This window comes from Allostreptomyces psammosilenae (genome assembly GCF_013407765.1).
Taxonomy (GTDB): domain Bacteria; phylum Actinomycetota; class Actinomycetes; order Streptomycetales; family Streptomycetaceae; genus Allostreptomyces; species Allostreptomyces psammosilenae.
The window spans coordinates 5388046-5406703 of sequence record NZ_JACBZD010000001.1 but is presented as its reverse complement, the minus strand read 5'-3'; the positions used below and the strand labels follow the sequence as shown (position 1 = coordinate 5406703).

Here is an 18658-nt window from a genome sequence, read left to right as displayed (position 1 = left end):
CCGTGGCGGGGGCCCGGCCGGGGAGGGCGGGGGGCGGCGGGATCAGTAGGAGTGGAACGGCAGGCCGGCGTCCGGGGCCCAGTCCTCCTCGGGGTCGCCGGGGGCCAGGGTGGCCGTTCCGTCGCTGACCGGGACCACGCCGAGGTCGAGGAGTTCGGCCATGGCGGCGCTGCCGGCCATGTCGCGCACCTGGAGCTGGTAGCGGGCGGTGGTGCGGTAGGTGCCGCCGGCGTCGTCGGCGACCTTGTGCAGGAATCCGGCGTCGACGAGGAACGACACGGCCTTGCCGACGATGCCGATGGTGGAGCCGGCGAGGCGGCGGGCGTCCTTGGTGGCGCCGGTGGCGCTGCGCCTGGTGTAGACCCGCCAGGCGGCCTCCAGGCCGGGGGCGTCGCGTCCGGGGTCGGTGTTCTCGCCGTCGGCGGCGGCGCGTTCCTCCAGGCGGCGGCAGGCCTGGCGGACGAAGGCGTCGACGCCGTGCACGGTGATCCGGCCGACGTAGTCGTCGTCGGCGAGGTCCTCGGGCCGGGGGAAGGCGAGGGTGGCGACGGCCAGGTGGGCGAGGCCGTGCAGGAAGCGGTCGGTGGCCTCGGAGGCGGCGCGGCGGGAGTAGTCGCTCATCCGGACGGCGAAGACGGAGTCCTCGGCGGAGGCGAGTGCCATGCCGGCGCGCGGGGAGACCTCCAGGACGACCAGGCCGAGGCCGGCGGCGACGGCGTCGGCGAGCCGTCCGAAGGCGGGGTCGTCGCGGTGCCGGCGGACGAGTTCGGCGTACTCGGGGTCGCGGGCGGGCAGCAGCCGGGGCTGGAGGCCGAGGGCGACCAGCCGGGCGGCGTCGGAGACGTCGGCCGGGGTGGGGGTCGGCGCGGTGCTGGGCGGGGTGTCGGCGTCGGCCACGGGTCAGGCCACCTCCGTCGCTTCGGTGGCCGTCGCGGCCTCGTCGAGCAGGGCGGTTCCGACGATGAGGTCGGCGCCGCCGAACTCCACGTCGTCGAGGGGGGTGCCGTCGTCGACGGCGAACAGCAGCCGGCGTTCGCCCTGCCGCTGGGCGACGCCGACGCCGGGGCTGGCGGCGTGCACGGCGAGCAGCGCGACCAGGTGGGGCAGTTCGGGGTCGGTGCGGCGGGCCTCGGCGAGCAGGCCGGAGAGCCGGCGGGGCGCGTCGGGCGGCAGGTCGAGCAGGTGCAGGGCGTGCTCCAGCTGCTCCTCGCTGAAGCGGGCGTCGTCGGGGGTGGCGACGACGTCCGGCTCGGGCAGTTCGGCGCCGAGGTGGTCGCGTTCCAGCGGCGGGGTGAGCAGGGCGTCGACCAGGTCGGCGACGCGGACCGCGCCGGGGGTGCGCACGCCGGTGCCGCGGGCGAACCAGCGGTCGGTGACCCGGACGGCGCTGGCCAGCGGGAGGGGGAGCAGGGGGCTGAGGAGTTGTCCGTACAGGTCGATGCCGGCGCGGCTGGGCGGGGCGGCGAAGGCCTGGCGGTCCTGTTCGGCGCGGAAGAGCGGGCCGGCCTGGAGCAGGCGGCTCTGCAGCTGGGTGTGGCGGCGGATGCAGTCCTTGACGATGTCGACGAGGTCGGCGGCGCGGCGCTTGTGGTCGGGGTCGGTGGCCTCGTCGCGGGCGCGGCGGATGTTGGTGAGGATGGCGTTCTCGTGCCGGTAGCGGTCGGCGACGTGTTCCAGGGCCTCGTCGATGAGGTCGGGGACGGCGCGCAGCCAGTCGACGGCGCGGACGTTGCGGCGGGTGGCCTCCAGGGCGCGGCGGAGCGACTCGGCGTACTGGACGGTGCGGTAGCGGGCCTGTTCGGCGGCGAGCTGGGCGTCGGCGAGGCGGCCGCGGCGGATCAGCACCTCCAGTTTGACCTCGGCGGCGATCTGGGCGCTGGTGACGTCGGTGTCCAGGGCGCCGACCAGGACGTTGACGGCCTCGTCGGTGGCGCGCAGGTAGACCGCGCCGTCCCGGCCGGGGACCTCCTCCAGGAGCTTGAAGTCGTAGTCGCGGCGGACGTAGTCGCCGTCGGGGCCGAAGGTGCCGTAGACCATGCGGAAGCCGCGGTCGACGCTGCCGACGTTGATGAGGGACTCCATGACCCAGCGGGCGATGCGCTCGTGTTCGGCGGTGGGCCGGTCGGGGGCCTGGGCGGCGACGCGCGGCAGCAGCCGGTGGACTATCTCGTCGCGGTCGGCGCCGGTGTCGAAGTCCATGCTGAGGGTGACCAGGTCGATGGTGGCGAGCCCGAGTTCGGCCATGGCGTAGACGGTGCAGTCACCGGCCAGGTTGGCCTTGCGCGCGTCCAGGTCGTGCAGCGGCAGGGTGCAGGCCAGGGCCTTCAGGCGCCGGGCGAGGCCCTCGTCGGCCGCCGGCCCGCGGGCGGGGCCGCCGAGGGCCGCGCGCGGCGCCTGGGTGGGGGGAACGGGCGAGCTCATAACGCAGCAGCGTAACCATTCGGGCGGACGCTCCCGGCACGCCCGCCCGGCGGGTGGTCAGGCGCTGAGCCGCCCCAGGACGGCGGCGTGCACCTCGGCCTCCTCCATGGGGTCGGCGAGCAGCCGGCGGAGGCGTTCGAGTACGCCGGCCCGCCGGGTGGGGGCGTGCCGGGCGCCGAGTTCGCGGGTGGCCTCCTCGCAGTCCCACAGGCATTCGACGGCGGTGCCGGTGGCGAAGTCGGGGTCGGTGGCGGCGAGCGCCTCGGCGGCGCGTCCGCGCAGGTGGGAGCAGGTGGTCTCGCGGTAGACGTGGCGGAGCAGGGGGACGGCGCTGGTGACGGCGAGCCGGCCGGTGCCCTCCACGAGCCGGGCGAGGGTGGTGCCGCGGGCGTCGGGGTCGAGCAGGTGGTGCTGGAGGGCGTCGAGGAGGACGGCGGCGTCGGCTTCGGTGCCGTGGTCGGCGAGGAGGCAGGCGGCGGCGGTGCCGAGGGCGTCGCGGCGCTGGGCCCAGGCGCGGGCGCGGTCCAGGCTGGGTGCTCCGGGGAGGCGGCCGACGGCGTCCACGGCTGCGGTGGAGACGGTGCGGTCGGGGCAGGCGGCGGCCTGTTCGACGGCGTCGAGGACGGCGGGCAGCCGCTCGGGGAAGGCGCGTACGGCGGCGGCGAGGTGCAGCAGGGCGGCGGCGCGCGCGGCGGGTGGGGCGGTGGCAGCGGCGTCCAGCAGGGCGGGCAGGTCGGCGGTGGTGGCGACGGCGGTGAGCCGGCGGGCGGCGGCGGCCGCGCGGCGGTAGGGCTCGGCGGCCGGGGTGGCGGCCTGGTCGGGGTTGGCCGGGCGGGCGGCCCAGTGCAGCACCTCGGCGGTGGTGGCGCAGCCGGCCGGGCCCTCCGGGGAGAGCTGGCGCCGCCAGCGTTCGAAGGGGAGCTGTTCGACGGCGCGGCGGACGCGCTCGTCGTGGGTGGCCCACAGCCGCCAGGGGCCGCCCTCCCAGGAGCGGCGCACCGCCTCGGCGAGTTCCCGGTCGCCGTCGGGGCCGTCGGCGACGCGCTGGTGGACCGCGGGGAGCAGGGCGCGCAGGGCGTCCTCGTCGGCGCCGTCGGCGAGTTCGTCCAGCGCCCAGGTCCAGTTGGCTCCGCCGGCGACGTAGCGGCGCAGCAGGTCGGCGGCGTCCCGGCGGCCGTAGCGGGCGAGGTGTCCGAGCACGGACAGGGCCAGTCCGGTGCGTTCCTCGTGGGGTTCGGCGGAGTCGGCGGGGCAGAAGAGGTGGCCGGCGATCCCGTCGAGGCCGGCCTCCAGCTCGGTGTACAGGCGCGCGTAGTACAGGGAGCGGGATTCCAGGCGCCAGTCCGCCCGGGGGTCACGGCTCACGCAGCGGTCCAGTGCCGACAGCGCCTCGGCGCGGCCCGCGGCGAGGGCATGTACGGCACCGTCCCCGCGACCGCGTTGGAGCAGGCCGAGGAGGGTGTTGCCGGGGGCAACGTCGCGGGTGACGGCGTTCGACTCGTACATACAGGTCAGCATCCGTGGTGGTTTGGGCAGGGGCAACGGGATTTCCGCGGGCCCGCTCCCGACCGCCGGTGACGGGGGCCGAACTCGGTGGCGCGCCGGCCCGTGGCGGAAGGGTCCTGGTCGCCGGGGAGGGCGGGCAGGGGCGCGGGGACGCGCGGGCCGAAGTCTAGGGCCTGTACGGGCGGTGCCGCCCGTGCGGCGGAGGGTACGCCGGGGGTACGGGGGGTGGTCCGGTGGGTGTCGGACAGGTGTCGGAAAGGTGTCGAGAAAGCAGCGGTCGCGGGGCGGTGAGCCACCTCACGGGCTGGTCCGGCAAGATTGTGGGAACGCTTCACCTTCCGTGCTCAGGTATGCCAAAGTCGTGACGCCCTATCGTCGGACCCGCGGGAACCCCATTGCATGCGCATGCACAACCGGATCGGCCCGGTACGTCGGGCCTCGATTCCGTGGACTCGCTCATCTCCTCCACCACCGATCTGCTGCGCCAGGTGGAGTCGGTGCGCGGAGGTGTGTCCGGCGAGGAGACCACCGGCCCGTGGCAGGCGGCCCTGTACGACCTCGCCACGCAGTACCTGGCCGAGCTGCAGGACCACCTCGGCCGGTTGAGGGAGAGTCTGGTGCCGCCGGCGGACTCCGAGCGGCACCAGGGGCCGGCCCCCGAGGACCTGCTGGCGTTCCGTCGGGAGCGCTACCTGCGGGCGATGGAGGCCGAGGCGGCGATGCGGAGCGCGAACACCCGCGGTGACGACGGGGACGGCCGCGGCGGGCCCACCGCCATGTCGGCGCACGACTTCAACCTGCACACCCGCATGGCCACGGCCGAGTGGAACCTGCTGCACGACCGCATCTCGTGGTCGACGGAGCTGTACCGGATCTTCGGCCGGGAGGCCTCGGACGGCCCGCTGACGCTGGACCAGCTCCCCGCCTACCTGTATCCCGAGGACCAGCAGTCGGTCGCCGGGCTGATCACCAGCTCGCTGGTCGACGGCAAGCCGATCGACGGCGAGTTCCGCATCGTGCGGCCGGACGGTTCGGTGCGCACGGTGCACTGCGCGGGTGAGCCGGAGCTGAGCGACGACGGCACCGCGGTGGCGATGCGGGTCGCCTTCCAGGACATCACGGAGCTGCGCCGGGCGCAGAGCGATCTGCGGCAGGCGCGCCAGCACCTGGTGCACATGCGGGACCGCATCGAGGCCGAGCACCAGATGGCGGTGGAGCTGCAGCAGGCGGTGCTGCCGGCCTGGGGCAGCACCCTGCGGCTGGAGTCGCACGGCCGGCCGACGCTGGACCTGGCCACCCGTTACCTGCCGGCGGAGTCGCTGGCGAAGATCGGCGGCGACTGGTACGACGCGCTGCCGCTGCCGAACGGCACGGTCCTGCTGTCCCTGGGCGACATGGAGGGGCACGGCCTGCCGGCCGCCTCGGGCATGGCGATGATGCGCAACGCGCTGCGCGGCCTGGCGATCACCGGCGCCTCCCCGGCCCGGATGCTGACCTGGCTGAACCAGTTGCTGACCCAGGCGCGTTCGGAGACCACGGCGACGGCGGTGTGCGCCCTGTTCGACCAGGAGACCCGGGTGCTGACCTGGTCGCACGCCGGTCACCCGGCGCCGGTGCTGTACCGGGGCGGGGTGGCCCGGCGGCTGGAGTCGCCGGAGGGCGTGATGCTGGGGGCGACCGACTGCATCGACTACGGCGAGCAGAGCGAGCAGCTCGCCCCCGGCGACCTGTTGCTGCTGTACACCGACGGCCTGCTGGAGCGGCGCGGGGAGCTGCCGGAGCGGGCCGCCAGCGAGCGGCTGTTCGACCTGGCGCCGCGGATCTCCGCCGCGCCGGACGCCGGGGCCTGTGTGGAGCTGGTGTTCGGGGAGCTGGACGAGACCGAGTACGAGGACGACGTCTGCGTGCTGGCCGTCCGGGTGCTGTAGGGCTGTCGGGGGCGTGGGCCGTAGGGCTGTCGGGCCGCGGCCCGGACGCGGGGGTGGTTCCGGGGGGCGCGCGGCGGGGGCGGTGCGCGGGGGGCGGGCGCCGCGGGGGCGGTGACCGTGCTGGATTCGGGGGTTGGTTCGCGAGGAGCGGGCGGGGTCCCCCTCCGAGCCGTCGGCCTCCCGGAGGGGGAACTCCCTTGGACCTGCCCGGCTTCCGCCTGCCGCCGGGCCGGTGCCCCGTCAGGCCCGGGCCGCCACCAGGGTGTGGCCGGTGGCGGCCCGGCACTCGGTCTGCATCCGCTCGCGCAACTCGGCCACCTGCGGGGCGTTGCCGAAGCGGGAGGTCAGCCGGTACATCTGGCGCAGCCGGTCCCAGGTGCGGCGCGAGGAGACCTGCGCGGTGGTGTTGAGCGCCATGGTGGCGTAGCGGCCGGCCTGCTCCGGGTCGTCGGACAGGAAGCAGGCCGAGGCCAGCGAGATGTAGTCCATCACCTGGGAGCGTTCCTTGCCGCCGGCGCGCAGCCGGATCGCGACCTCGGCGTGCCGGATGGCCTCGGCGGTGGCCTGCCGGGCGTGCGCCGGGTCCGTCTCGGCCAGCGTGCGGTAGGCCAGGGCCTCCATGCCGTGCAGGTCGGCCTCGTCGAAGAACTGCATCCAGTTGGGGCGTTCGGTGCCTCGGTCGGTGGCGACGAACAGCTCCTCCGCCTGACCGAGGGTGCGTCTGCACGCCTGGTAATGGCCGAGTGATGCCTGCGCCCACGCCTCGATGGTGTGCAGCATGGCCTTGGTCTCCGGGGTGGCCTGCTCACCGCTGCCCTCCTGGGCGAGCCGCACCAGGTCGATCGCCTCGTCGCCCCGCCCGAGGTGGATCATCTGGCGGGCCGCGCGGGAGAGCGCCTCGCCGGCGCGCGGGCGATCGCCCGCCTCGTGCGCGGCGTGCACCGCGATGACGAAGTAGCGCTGGGCGGTCGGCTCCATGCCGACGTCGTGGGACATCCAGCCGGCCAGCACGGCCAGGTTGGCGGCCACGCCCCACAGCCGCCGCTCCAGGTGCTCCGGGTGCCGGTAGGCGAGCATGCCGCCGACCTCGTTCAACTGCCCGATGACCGCCTTGCGTTGCAGGCCGCCGCCGCGGGAGGCGTCCCAGGCCCGGAACACCTCCACGGAGTTCTCCAGGGCGGCGACCTCGTCGCTCCCGACGGGGCCGGCCTCGTAGCGGTCGGCGGAGACGAAGCCACCGGGGTCGGGTACGTACTCGCCCGGGCCGGCGGTGCGGGCGGACGGGAGGAAGCCCGAGGCGTGGGCGGTGCCGCCCAGCAGCCAGCCGGCGACCCCGTCGGTGATGGCGGATCCGGTCAGGAGGGTGGCGGCGCTGGCGCCCATCAAGCCGCGTCGGTTCAGCATGAGATCCATTCCCGTGAATTCGGTGAGGATCGCGGCCGTGCGCTCGGGGGCCCAGGGGAGACGCGGGTTCGCCGTGGCGCGCCCGCTCGTGGACCGGCGCCGACCGAGGCCGAGATCCTCGGCGGTGACGACACGGCCGAGGCGCTCGGTGAACAGGGCGGCCAGCACCCGTGGCACGGGATCGCGCGGGCGCTCGCCCCGCTCGATCCAGCGCCGGACCCGCGAGGTGTCCGTGGCCAGCTGCGGGTGGCCGGCGGCCGCGGCCTGGCGGTTCACCAGGCGCGCCAGTTCACCCTTGGTCCAGCCGGTCAGCGCGAACAGGTCGGCGAATTGGGTGTTGGGTTCCCTGCTCATCTCAAGCCCCCAGGTTCCTCGGCACGACCGAGGCTAACGGTCAGTCACCGCGGTGGCGAGGATTCGCCAGGGTTCGCCAGGCTTCGCCACATGGACTACCACCCCCGCGCGGGTGTGGCGTAGGAGTGAGCCGGTGACGGCTCCGCCGGGGCCGTCGTGCGTTCCCCAGGTGCACGGCGTCCCCGGTCCCACGGCGCTCCGCTCCCGACCGCGGTCGGGGCCGGACGGGCCGGCGGGCACGCCGCGACGCGTGTGCCGGCCGGTGCGGCGTAACGGCGCGCCGGACCGACGTCAGAGAAAGGTTGCGGACGACCCCGCATGCACCCTTCCGCGTTCTCCTCCCCCGCCGCGATCTCGGCCAGGACGACCCCCACCCCCTCCGCCCTCACCGCGCCCGGCGCCCTGCGGAGCCGAACCGGGCCCGGCCAGCGCGGCCCGGCCGGCGGCGCGCTGGCCGGCCTGCCGGCCGGCGCGCCGGCGGACGCGTCGCCCGGCCCCTATCCGGGCCCGCTGCGGCGGGGCCTGGTGCCGCCCGGGCGGTACCCGTCCCATCCCGGCGCCGGCCACCTGGGTCATCCGGGGCGGCCCAGATCCCCGCTGCCGGACCTGCCCGAGTTGCGGGCGGCCGTCGCCGCCGCGACCCGGATATGCCCGGACTTCGTGCCCGGTCAGCTGCTGCGCCGGGGCGTCGACAGCGTGGTGGTCGCGGGCACGGCGGGCCGGCTGCCGGTGGTGGTCAAGGCGCTGACCCGGCGCACCGAGGCGTCGGTGCGCCGGTTCGGGCGGGAGGTAGCGGCGCACCGGGCGTTCGTCCGGCAGCGGCCGCCGGTGCGCACGCCGCGGCTGGTGGCTGCGGATCCGGAGCGCGGGCTGCTGGTCACCGAGCGGGTGCCCGGCCGGCCGCTGGCGGTGGAGCGGCAGCCGCGGCTGTGTCCTCCGGCGGCCGAGCTGCGGGCGGCGGTGACCGCCTGTTCGGCGCTGAACCTGTGGCGTCCGGCGCGGGAGACCTTCCCCGCGCTGCTGGACTACCCGGCCCGGATCCGGCGGGAGCACGGCCTGGGCCTGCTCACCGACCGGGACGCCGGCGACCTGGCGCAGCTGATGCACGGTCTGGAGCGGATGCCCCGGCAGTTCTGCCACGGCGAGGCGCTGCCGCAGAACGTGGTGGTGGGGCCGTCCGGGGTGACCTTCGTGGACTGGCACGCGGCCGGCTGGTACCTGCCGGGCTACGACCTGGCGATGCTGTGGACGGCCGTGCCGGACGACCTGATGTCGCGTCGCCGGATCAGCCACCAGGTGCAGAGCTACGGCACGCCGAGCCGGGACGCCTTCCTGGTGAACCTGCTGCTGGTGCTGACCGGGGAGGTGCGGCGGGTGGAGACGGACTCGCCGGACGAGCGCCAGCGGGTGCTGCTGCGCCGGCTGCACGACGACCTGAAGACCGCACGCCGTGCCGTGCGGGCGGCCGTCGGGACGCGCTGAGCGTTCCCGGCGCCGATCATCCGGCCTCTCCGACGGGGAAGGGGGCGGGCGTCGCCGTCTGGCGCCCGCCCCGGCCGGACCCGCCCGCCCGCGGCGCGGGGGGCGTCACACCCGCTGGAACATCTCCGCGGGCAGCGGCTTCAGCAGCCGGTAGAGGTCCTCGGTGATCGGGCGGTCCCAGGTGACGATGGTGACCTGGACGTCGTCGCTGCGGTCGAACTGGGAGCAGGCGAGCCGGCCCTCGGAGAGCTTGACCCGGCGCACGATCAGCAGGTCGTCACCGAGCATCACCGGCACGTCCTCGCGGGAGACCTCCTCCACCGGCTCGTCGTTCTCCAGCGCGGCCATCATCTGGGAGACCTCGAACGGCACGCCCTCGGTCTCGCGGGCCGGCGAGCCCGCGGGGAGGTTGCCGATGAACATGGCCGGGCCGCGCCCGCCGAAGAGGTCGTAGCGCAGGAAGATGCCCTGGCAGCTGCCGTCCGGGCCGGCCAGCAGCACGGCGCCGAAGTTGCCCGGCCAGTCGCCCGGATCCACGGCGAGGACGTCGAAGTCGGGCCCGGACGGGGCGTCGGTGGTGCGGCGGCGCAGGAATCCCATGCGTGCATGGTACTGCCGTGACACCCGTCACTCGCTCCACCCCCGAGGCGGTCCCGGAGGGCCCGGAAGGGGGCCCGGGCCGGCGGAGAACGGGCCCGTCGCAGGGCCCGTTCGCCGTTGGGGCGGGGCGGTCCGCCGGGGCACGGGCGGCTCGCCCGGTCAGTCGATGTCGAACTCGCCGTCGCGGGCGCCGAGGACGAAGGCGTCCCACTCGGACTGGGTGAAGATGAGCGCCGGGCCGTCCGGGTCCCGGCCGTTGCGCATGGCGATGTAGCCCTGGACGAAGGCGATCTGCACGTCGCCGTTGCCCTCGTCGCTGGAGAGCCACTCGGCGCCGGTGAGGTCCAGCTTCGGCTTCTTGCCGGTCACCGGGTCCGGTTGCGGCGGCTGCTCGGTGGTCTCGGACATCGGTCGGTTCCCTTTCACTCGCGGTCCGGCCAGCCCTCGGCCGGCGTGGTGCGGGGCGCCCGTGCCGACGGCGCCGCCCCCCGGACGCCCGGCGGGTGGTCCGCCCTCCCGGCGCCCCCCGGGGACGACTCTACGTGGTCGCACCGTGGCACGGCGGGCCCCGTGAGGAAGTCACCGCCCGGTGATCGCCGATCAGGGCCTTTCCGGGCAACGCCCCGCGGCGGTTGGTCGCCGGGGGCGCCGCCGACGGCTCCGGGTGGGCCCCGGTTCCACCGGGCGGGCCGCGTTCCACCGGGCGTCTTTCGGCGTGGCAGACGTTTCGCCGGGCGCCTTCCGGTGGGAGAGTGGGCTGCGCGGACACGGGGCGGTGGACGGAGGCGGCGGATGGACGCGAGCGACGACACCGGGGCGACGGCGCCGGGCGCGGGGACGCCCGAACCGCCGGCGCCGCGGCGCACCAAGAAGCTGGTCAACGCCCCGGACGAGGTGGTGGCCGACGCGCTGCGCGGGCTGGCCGCGGCCCATCCCCGGCTGCGCGTCGACCCGCGGGCCCGCCTGGTGGTGCGTACCGACGCGCCGGTGGCGGGGAAGGTGGGGCTGGTCTCCGGCGGCGGCACCGGCCACGAGCCGCTGCACTCGGGGTTCGTGGGCCCGGGCATGCTGGACGCCGCGTGCCCCGGAGCGGTCTTCACGTCGCCGGTGCCGCACCAGATGGTGGAGGCCACCCGCGCGGTGGACGGCGGCGCCGGGGTGCTGCACGTGGTCAAGAACTACACCGGGGACGTCCTCAACTTCCGGATGGCGGCCGAGCTCGCCGAGGAGGAGGGCCTGTCGGTGCGCCAGGTGGTGGTGGACGACGACGTGGCGGTGTCCGACAGCACCTTCACCGCCGGCCGGCGCGGCACCGGGGCGACGCTCTTCGTGGAGAAGATCGCCGGGGCCCTGGCCGAGCGGCGCGCCCCGCTGGACGCGGTGGCGGACGTCGCCCGGCGGGTGAACGACGCCTCCCGGAGTTTCGGGGTGGCCCTGACCGCCTGCACCACCCCGGAGCGCGGCGTGCCGACGTTCGAGCTGGGCCCGGACGAGATCGAGGTGGGCGTGGGCATCCACGGCGAGCCCGGGCGGGAGCGCCGGGCGCTGGCGCCGGCCCGCGAGCTGGTGGAGACGGCGGTGGAGGCCGTCCTCGCCGAGCTGCCCGACCCGGTCGACGGGCCGGTGATGGCCCTGCTGAACGGGATGGGCGGCACGCCGCTGCTGGAGCTGTACGTGGCCTACGGGGACCTGGTGGAGGCGCTGGAACTGCGCGGGGTGCCGGTGGTCCGCTCGCTGGTGGGCAACTACGTGACCAGTCTGGACATGGCGGGCTTCTCGGTCACCCTGTGCCGGGCCGACGAGGAGATGCTGCGTCTGTGGGACGCCCCGGTGGAGACGGCCGCGCTGCGCTGGGGGCGGTAGGACCGGGCGGCCGCCGCGGCCGCCGTACGACGCGGAGCGAGGAGAGGGAGGCGGCGAGGGTGGTGGAGGCAGGCGGGAGCCCGGTGCCGGCCGGTGACGCCGGCCCGGTGCTGGACGCGGAGCTGTTCCGGCGCTGGCTGGTGGCGGCGGCCGAGGCGGTGTCCCGGGAGGCGAAGGCGTTGACCGACCTCGACGCCGCGATAGGCGACGCGGACCACGGGGCCAACCTGGACCGTGGGTACGCCGCGGTGCGCGCCCGGCTCACCGACGGCTCCGCGCCGGCGCCGGCCACGCCCGGGGAGGTCCTGGTCACGGCCGGGCGTCAGCTGGTGGCCACGGTGGGCGGCGCCTCCGGGCCGCTGCTCGGCACCGCGCTGCGGCGGGCGGGCCGGGCGCTGGGGGACGCCGAGCGGGTGGACGGCGCGCGGCTCGGTGAGGCGCTGCGCGCCGCGACCACCGGGGTGCGGGAGATGGGCGGCGCGGCGCCGGGGGACAAGACGATGGTCGACGCGCTGCAGCCGGCCGCGGACGCCTACGACGAGGAGTTCGCCCGGAGCTCCTCGTTGCTGGCGGCGGTGCGGGCGGCGGCGACGGCGGCCCGGCGCGGCGCGGAGGCGACGGGGCCGCTGCGGGCCCGCAAGGGGCGCGCCAGCTACCTGGGCGAGCGCAGCGCCGGCCATCTGGATCCGGGGGCGGTGTCGGTGGCGCTGCTGGTGGAGGCGTTGGCGGCGGTGTGCGAGCGCGCGGCCGGGAGGGTGTGAGGTGGCCGGGACGGCCGGCGGCGGGCCCGCGCCGCGGGTGGGCGTGGTCCTGGTCTCGCACAGCGCGGCGGTGGCCGAGGCGGTGGGCCGGCTGGCGGCGGGCATGGTGAGCGGGGCGGAGCGCGTTCCGCTGGCCGCCGCCGGCGGGGACCCCCGTGGCGGGTTGGGGACGGACGCGGCGGCCATCGCCGGGGCGATCGGCGCGGTGGCCCGGCGGGTCCTCGGGGAGCCGGCGGGCGGGGAGCCGGCGGGCGGGGAGCCGGCGGGCGGCGGCGTGGCGGTCCTGGCGGACCTCGGCAGTTCGGTGCTGACGGTGCGGCTGCTGCTGGAGGAGCCGGAGGAGCTGCCGCTGCCCGCGGGTCTGCCGGCGGGCGCCATCCGCCTGGTGGACGCGCCGTTCCTGGAGGGGGCGGTGGCCGCGGTGGTCACGGCGGCCACCGGGGCGGAGCTGCGGGCGGTGGTGGAGGCGGCGGAGGAGGCCCGCGCCTACCGGAAGAAGTGACCACCGGCCGGGCCGCGGCGTCGCTAGTGTGGGTCACGGGCGTGGCTCTTCGGGGCGGGGAGGGTGGCGAACGTGCGCGTGGTGGTCACCGGCGGTGCCGGTTTCATCGGGTCCAACCTGGTCGCGGAGTTGTCCGGCCGCCCAGAGGTGACCGAGGTGCGGGTGGTCGACGACCTGTCGACCGGCAGCAGGGCCAACCTGGCCGGCCTGGGGGCCACCTTCTTCGAGGGCTCGGTGTGCGACCCGGCGCTGCTGGACACCGCCCTCGCGGGGGCGGACGCGGTGGTGCACCTGGCGGCCCTGCCGTCGGTGCCGCGCTCGGTGGCGGATCCGCTGGCGAGCCACCACGCCAACGCCACCGGCACCCTCCAGGTGCTGCTGGCGGCGCGTCGGGCCGGCCACCTGCCGGTGGTGGCCGCCTCGTCGTCCTCGGTGTACGGGGCCAATCCCACGCTGCCCAAGCACGAAGGGCTGCGGACGGCGCCGCTCAGCCCGTACGCGGTGAGCAAGCAGGCCACCGAGTCGTATCTGACGGCGTTCGCGCGCTGCTACGGCCTGCCGGTGCTGCCGTTCCGCTTCTTCAACGTCTTCGGGCCCGGGCAGCCGGCCGGGCACGCCTACGCGGCGGTGGTCCCGACGTTCGTCGACGCCGCGCTGGCCGGCCGGCCGCTGCGGCTGCACGGCGACGGCCTGCAGACCCGCGACTTCACCTACGTGGGGACGGTGCGGGCGGTGCTGGCGGAGGCCGTGCTGCGCGGGGTCAGCTCGGCGGAGCCGGTGAACCTGGCGTTCGGCACCCGGACGTCGCTGCGCGCGCTGGTCGCCGAGCTGGAGGCGGTGCTCGGCCGGTCCCTGCGGGTGGAGCACACGGACCCGCGGCCGGGGGACGTGCGGGACTCGCAGGCGGACAACGCGCGGCTGCGCGGCCTCTTCCCGGACGTCGTGCCGACGCCGCTGCGGGAGGGCCTGGAGCGCACCGTGGAGTGGTTCCGCTCGCGGTGACCGGCACCGGGGCGGCGCGGACGGGGGGCGGCGCGGGGTCAGCCCTCGTCCGCCCCGGGGCGGAGCGGGCGGGCGGGGTTGCCGACGACCACCGCGCCGGCCGGCACGTCCCGGGTGACCACGGCCCCGGCGCCCACGAAGGCGCCCGGTCCGACGGCGCGGCCCTGCAGGACGACGGCGTTGCTGCCGACGGTGGCGCCCTCGCCGAGCCGCACGCCGCCGGAGACGTTGGCCCCGGGGTAAACGGTGGCGCGGTCGGCCAGTCGGGCGTCGTGCCCCACGGTGGCGTTGTAGTGGATCTGGCAGTGCCGGCCGAGGACGACGTCGCTGGAGACGTAGGCCCCGCCGAGCACGATGGCGCCCGCGCCGAGGGTGGTCTCCGGGGCGACCACGGCCCTGGGGTGGACCAGCACGACGGGGCGCAGGCCGGCGGTGTCGAGCAGTTCGGCCAGCCGGGCGCGGACGACCGGGTCGGCGATGCCGACGACGTATCCGGCCGGTCCGGAGACCTGGTCGGGCGGCAGCACGGGGACGCCGCGCACGGTCTGGGCGGGCTGGGCGGCGTCGTCGAGGAAGGCGGTGACCTCGCCGCCGAGGGCGGTCACGGTGTCGAGGGTCTCCCGGCCGACCCCGCCGGCGCCGGCGACGTAGAGCGGAGGTGTCACGTTGGCATCGAACATGGACCAATCCTTACCGGCCGGGGGTGACGTCGTGGAGATCTCGGGGATCGATGGTGCGGCGTCCGGGCCGCCGGCCGGCGCCGGGCGGCCGCCCGGCGTGGGGCGCCGGGGCCGGTACCGGCGTCGGGGCGTGCTGGACCTGCTGGGCGCGGGCCTGGCGACCGCCGCCGCGGCGTGGACGCTGGTGACCGCCGCGGCGCGGCCGGGCGCGGCGCCGGTGCCCGCGCTGCTCGTTCTGGCCGCGGCCGCGCTCGGGGTGTGCGCCGGGCGGCTGTGGGCGCGGCGCGCCCCGGAGCGGGTGTTCGGGGTGCCGGCGGCGCTGGTGGCGGCGGTGACGGTGCTGGCGCCCGGCGGGCTGTCCGGCGGTCCGCACGTGCCGCCGCTGTGGTACGGCAACGCCAACGGGGCCCTGCTGGCGGTGGCGGTGGGCATGGCGTGCTGCGCGGCCTGGCGGGCGCCGGGTCCGCGCCGGCACCGGGGCTGGCTGCTGCTGGCGGCGGGGTTGACCGGGATCGCCTTCGTGACCCGCTCGTCGGCCGGTTTCACGCTGTGCCTGCTGGTGCTGTCGGGTTCGCTGCTGCTGGCGGGCGTGCGCGGGCGGCGGGGCGCGCGGACGGTGCTGGGCGTGCTGGCCGTGCTGCCGGTGCTGGCGGTGGCGTTCACCACGGCGCTGGCCGGCGACAAGACCGGGCACGCGGCCTCGGACGCGCTGCGGGCCCGGCTGACGGACGTGCGGACGACGCTGTGGGCCGAGGCGCTGGACATGGCGGGCGCCGAGCCGGTGTTCGGCGTCGGCCCGGGGAGGTTCGCCGCGCACAGCGCGCTGGCCCGCGCCGACCCCGACCTGCTGCACGCCCACTCCGGACCGCTGGAGCGGGCGGCGGAGCAGGGCCTGCCGGGCCTGGCGCTGCTCGGGGCGCTGTTCGGGTGGGGGCTGCTGGCGCTGTACCGCGGCGGGGGACCGTCCCGCGGCCCAGCTCCCTACCGCGGCGCAGCGCCGTCCCTGCCCGGGCCGGCGGTCGCCGCGCCCTGGGGGCCGGTGGCGGTCACCGGCGCGCTGGCCCTGACCGCGGTGGCGGTGCACTCCTCGATCGACTACATCCTGGACTTCCCGGTGCTGCTGTTCTTCCTGGGGCTGCTGGTGGGTGCCGCCTCCGTCCGCCCCGCCGCCGGGGGCCGCGGCGGGGCGCCGGACGGACCGTGAGCGCCGCCGCTCAGGCCGCCCGTGGCTCGGTGGGCTCCGGGGCGGGGCGCCCGCGGGCGGCCTCGTGCGCTCCGGGAGCGACCGGAGCGCTGGGAGCGACGGTGGCTGCGGGGGTGGTCCGGTCCGTGCCGGGAATGGGGAAGCCGGGGTTGACGCCGCCGGCGCCGGTGATGCCGACCGGGCGCAGCAGCACCCCGACGGTGCGCAGCATGATGCGCAGGTCGAGCCGGAGTGAGCGGTCGCGCACGTACTCCAGGTCCAGTTCGATCCGTTCCGGCCAGCTCAGCGCGTTGCGTCCGCGTATCTGCGCCCAGCCGGTCAGCCCCGGGCGGACCAGCAGCCGGCCGCGCTGCCGGGGCGTGTAGTGCATGACCTGCTCGGGCAGGGTGGGGCGGGGTCCCACGATGGCCATCTCACCGCGGAGCACGTTCCACAGCTGCGGCAGCTCGTCGATGCTGCTGGCGCGCAGCAGCCGGCCGAGCGGGGTGAGCCGGTCCGCGTCCGACTCGCCGGGGTGGCGCGCATCGCGCATGGTGCGGAACTTGTGGATGCGGAAGGTGCGTCCGTAGCGGCCCACGCGGGTCTGGTGGAAGACCACCGGCCCGCCCATGGTGATCCGGACCAGCAGGGCGACGGCGACGATCAGCGGCGCGAGCGCGATTCCGGCCAGCGCCGCCACCACGATGTCTCCCCCTCGGCGCATGGTGCTCTCCCCTCCTCGGCGTGGTCTCGCCGCGAGTGGTGCGGCGGTCCGTCAGATCAATGTCATGATCATGATTCTTATGGGGCAGTCGTCGGCGCCGGTGGTGCGGCCCGGCCGCCGTCCGCGGGCCGGCTCGCGGTCAGCCCGTCCAGCCCAGCCCGCGACGGCGGGCCACGGCCGCGTAGGTGTCCAGGGACAGCCGGGCGACCCGACGCTGGTCGAACTCCCGGGCCGCCCGCTCGCGGGCCGCCCGGCCGAGCCGGGCCCGCAGCTCCGGGCGGCGCAGCAGCCGGTCCACCGCCCCGGCCAGCCGCTCGGCGTCGCCGGGCGGGGTCAGCAGCAGCTCCCGCTCGTGCCGGCCGATCTCCCGGCAGCCGCGGATGTCGCTCAGCACCATCGGCAGGCCGCAGGCGGCCGCCTCCATCGCCGAGCGGGAGAACCCCTCGCGGTGCGAGGGCAGCACGAAGACGTCCAGGGCGGAGTAGAACGCCGGCATGTCCCGCCACTCCCCCAGCCAGCGCACCGGCCCCGCCGCGCCGGCCGCCGGCACGGCGTCGGGCTTGTCCGGGTCCTCCGGGCCGGCCCAGACGAAGTGCACCGCGGGCCCCGCCCCCTCCCCCGGCCCGCCCCGCCGGTCCCCCGCCAGCCGGGCGGCCGCCGCGACGTACTCCGGCACCCCCTTCTCCGCCACCCGCCGGCCCACCCCGCCCACCAGCAGCTCGCCGTCCCGCACGCCCAGGCGGGCCCGGACGGCGCGGCGCGCCGCCGGATCCGGGCGGAAGCGGTCGAGGTCGACGCCGTTGCCGGCCACCCGCGAGCGGGCGCGGGGCACCGCCCAGGCCAACCGCTCCCGGTCCGCGCCGTTCTGGTACAGCTCGGCGTGCGAGACCCGCCCGGCCAGCGTCTCGGCGCCGAGCACCAGGCCCCGGCGCGCCGCGCCGTCGCCGGGGCGCAGCCAGAGCCCGTGGCAGGTGTTCACCACCACCGGGACGCCGGCGGCGCGCCCCAGCAGCCGGCCCAGCACCCCGGTCTTGGGGTTGTGGGTGTGCAGCACGTCGAGCCGGAGCCGGCGCAGCGCGGCGAGCAGCTCGGCCGCGGCGGCGGCGTCGGCCGCCGGGTCCCAGGCCCGGGTCAGCCGGCGCAGCGGCACGTGCGTCACCCCGCGCTCCTCGATCAGCGGCACGTAGCGGCCGGGGGCGCTGAGCCCGTACACCTCCAGGCCGCTGGCCACGTCCACGGACAGCTCGGTGCCCAGCAGCAGGTGCAGGCTCATGTCGACGGTGGTCAGGTGGGCGACGCGGAGCCTCCGGCCGCCGGGGCCGCGCAGCCGCCGGGTGCCGTCGCCGTGCGGCACCCCGCCCGGTGCCCGCGCCGTCGTGGTGGCCGGTTCAGGCACGGGCGCCCACCGCCTTGGCGGTGCGCACGATGCCGGCGTAGAGCCGCTCCGGCAGCAGGCCGCCGGCCAGCTTGGCGCGGAAGAAGTCCAGCGGGTCGGTGCGCCGCACCGGGACCCGGTGCAGCCGCATCGGATCGCCGCCGGGCCGGTTGCGTCCGACCGCGCCGGTGGCGGCGGTGCGGTACCGGGCCCGCAGCGCCGCCTCCATCCGGGGCACCGGAACGCCCCAGGTGTAGGCGAAGTGCCGGGTGCGCACGCCGAGGTGCCGGTGGATCAGCTCGTCGCAGGCGTCCAGTTCGGTGCTGGTGAGCAGTTCCGGGCGGGGGTGGCTGAGCGTGTGGTTGGCCACCTCGCACAGGCCGCTGCCGACCATCTCGGCCAGCTGTTCCCAGGTCAGGGCGGGTGCGGCGGTGGCGGTGGCGGTGGAGCCGGGCCAGCTCATGGTGGTGCCCACCCGGCCGGCGGTGAGGTAGACGGTGAACGGCAGGCCGCGTTCCCGCAGGCGCGGCCAGGCGTGCCGGTAGAGGTCGGCGAAGCCGTCGTCGAAGGTGATCACGGTGGAGCCGGTGGGGTCGCCGCGCCGCAGGCGGTCCACGGCGGCGTCCAGGCCGACCACCCCGCCGGGTCCGGTGCCGAGCGCCGCCAGCACGTCGAGCTGGGCGGTGAAGTCGGCGACGGTGACGTCGAGTTCGTCGGGGCTGTCGCCGCCGACGCGGTGGTAGATGAGCACGGTGGCCCCGCTCGGCGCGCCGGAGCGGGCACGGGGCATTCGGGCCAGACCGCGTTTGACGCCGGCCCGCAGGGCGTCGCTGGGCCGGGCTGTGGCTGCCATGACTCTCGCGCCCCCTCTCG

At 76.7% G+C, this 18658-nt stretch carries 17 protein-coding genes; 7 read left to right on the top strand and 10 right to left on the bottom strand.

The genetic code is table 11. From position 1 onward, the window contains the following. Nucleotides 1–42: 42 nt before the first annotated feature. The 3 genes from FHU37_RS22340 to FHU37_RS22330 are packed head-to-tail and all read right to left on the bottom strand — an operon-like array spanning nucleotide 43 to nucleotide 3927. Nucleotides 43–897 (bottom strand): type 1 periplasmic-binding domain-containing protein, encoded by an 855-nt coding sequence (locus FHU37_RS22340; protein ID WP_179815891.1) that lies wholly within the window; start codon nucleotides 895–897, stop codon nucleotides 43–45. 3 nt (nucleotides 898–900) lie between these two features. After that, the gene (locus FHU37_RS22335) at nucleotides 901–2421 is read right to left on the bottom strand and encodes a hypothetical protein (protein ID WP_179815889.1); all 1521 of its coding nucleotides are present in this window, start codon (nucleotides 2419–2421) and stop codon (nucleotides 901–903) included. 57 nt (nucleotides 2422–2478) lie between these two features. Beyond that, entirely contained in the window at nucleotides 2479–3927 is a 1449-nt protein-coding gene (locus FHU37_RS22330; RefSeq protein ID WP_179815888.1) for a HEAT repeat domain-containing protein, read from the bottom strand. Between the two features lie 446 nt (nucleotides 3928–4373). On the opposite strand from FHU37_RS22330, the gene FHU37_RS22325 reads away from it, so the two are divergent. Next, entirely contained in the window at nucleotides 4374–5855 is a 1482-nt protein-coding gene (locus tag FHU37_RS22325) for a PP2C family protein-serine/threonine phosphatase (RefSeq protein WP_179815887.1), read from the top strand. 240 nt (nucleotides 5856–6095) lie between these two features. On the opposite strand, the gene FHU37_RS22320 is transcribed toward FHU37_RS22325, so the two are convergent. After that, nucleotides 6096–7613, bottom strand: coding sequence for a DNA-binding protein NsdB (locus FHU37_RS22320; RefSeq protein WP_179815886.1), 1518 nt, complete (start codon nucleotides 7611–7613; stop codon nucleotides 6096–6098). 318 nt (nucleotides 7614–7931) lie between these two features. On the opposite strand from FHU37_RS22320, the gene FHU37_RS22315 reads away from it, so the two are divergent. After that, nucleotides 7932–9095, top strand: a complete 1164-nt coding sequence (locus tag FHU37_RS22315; RefSeq protein WP_246450074.1) for an aminoglycoside phosphotransferase family protein — start codon at nucleotides 7932–7934, stop codon at nucleotides 9093–9095. 105 nt (nucleotides 9096–9200) lie between these two features. On the opposite strand, the gene FHU37_RS22310 is transcribed toward FHU37_RS22315, so the two are convergent. Together FHU37_RS22310 and FHU37_RS22305 are read right to left on the bottom strand one after the other, a co-directional pair. After that, nucleotides 9201–9695 carry a hypothetical protein gene (locus FHU37_RS22310; protein ID WP_179815885.1) on the bottom strand — a complete coding sequence of 165 codons (495 nt, stop codon included), beginning with the start codon at nucleotides 9693–9695 and terminating at the stop codon, nucleotides 9201–9203. Nucleotides 9696–9854: 159 nt separating this feature from the next. Beyond that, the gene (locus tag FHU37_RS22305) at nucleotides 9855–10103 is read right to left on the bottom strand and encodes a DUF397 domain-containing protein (RefSeq protein ID WP_179815884.1); all 249 of its coding nucleotides are present in this window, start codon (nucleotides 10101–10103) and stop codon (nucleotides 9855–9857) included. Between the two features lie 384 nt (nucleotides 10104–10487). Here FHU37_RS22305 and dhaK point away from each other — a divergent pair, with 384 nt between their 5' ends. From dhaK to FHU37_RS22285, 4 genes are all read left to right on the top strand, one after another. Further along, the gene (gene dhaK, locus FHU37_RS22300) at nucleotides 10488–11558 is read left to right on the top strand and encodes a dihydroxyacetone kinase subunit DhaK (RefSeq protein WP_179815883.1); all 1071 of its coding nucleotides are present in this window, start codon (nucleotides 10488–10490) and stop codon (nucleotides 11556–11558) included. 107 nt (nucleotides 11559–11665) lie between these two features. Continuing rightward, on the top strand, nucleotides 11666–12319 hold the full coding sequence (dhaL, locus tag FHU37_RS22295) for a dihydroxyacetone kinase subunit DhaL (RefSeq protein WP_179816486.1): 654 nt from the start codon (nucleotides 11666–11668) through the stop codon (nucleotides 12317–12319). A 1-nt stretch (nucleotide 12320) separates the two neighbouring features. Continuing rightward, nucleotides 12321–12821 (top strand): PTS-dependent dihydroxyacetone kinase phosphotransferase subunit DhaM, encoded by a 501-nt coding sequence (locus FHU37_RS22290; RefSeq protein ID WP_179815882.1) that lies wholly within the window; start codon nucleotides 12321–12323, stop codon nucleotides 12819–12821. A 63-nt stretch (nucleotides 12822–12884) separates the two neighbouring features. After that, the gene (locus FHU37_RS22285; protein ID WP_312892724.1) at nucleotides 12885–13823 is read left to right on the top strand and encodes an NAD-dependent epimerase/dehydratase family protein; all 939 of its coding nucleotides are present in this window, start codon (nucleotides 12885–12887) and stop codon (nucleotides 13821–13823) included. A 38-nt stretch (nucleotides 13824–13861) separates the two neighbouring features. Here FHU37_RS22285 and FHU37_RS22280 read toward each other — a convergent pair whose 3' ends face one another. Continuing rightward, entirely contained in the window at nucleotides 13862–14503 is a 642-nt protein-coding gene (locus tag FHU37_RS22280; protein WP_179815881.1) for an acetyltransferase, read from the bottom strand. Between FHU37_RS22280 and FHU37_RS22275 the strand changes: the two genes are divergently transcribed. Next, entirely contained in the window at nucleotides 14502–15707 is a 1206-nt protein-coding gene (locus tag FHU37_RS22275; protein WP_179815880.1) for an O-antigen ligase family protein, read from the top strand. The two genes, FHU37_RS22280 and FHU37_RS22275, sit on opposite strands and share 2 nt — an antisense overlap. A 10-nt stretch (nucleotides 15708–15717) precedes the next feature. Here FHU37_RS22275 and FHU37_RS22270 read toward each other — a convergent pair whose 3' ends face one another. From FHU37_RS22270 to FHU37_RS22260, 3 genes are all read right to left on the bottom strand, one after another. Further along, nucleotides 15718–16410, bottom strand: coding sequence for a sugar transferase (locus tag FHU37_RS22270; protein WP_179815879.1), 693 nt, complete (start codon nucleotides 16408–16410; stop codon nucleotides 15718–15720). A gap of 139 nt (nucleotides 16411–16549) precedes the next feature. Next, nucleotides 16550–17806, bottom strand: coding sequence for a glycosyltransferase (locus tag FHU37_RS22265; protein WP_312892723.1), 1257 nt, complete (start codon nucleotides 17804–17806; stop codon nucleotides 16550–16552). Beyond that, the gene (locus FHU37_RS22260) at nucleotides 17799–18638 is read right to left on the bottom strand and encodes a polysaccharide deacetylase family protein (RefSeq protein WP_179815878.1); all 840 of its coding nucleotides are present in this window, start codon (nucleotides 18636–18638) and stop codon (nucleotides 17799–17801) included. The genes FHU37_RS22265 and FHU37_RS22260 overlap by 8 nt, the downstream gene beginning before the upstream one ends. Nucleotides 18639–18658: the final 20 nt, after the last annotated feature.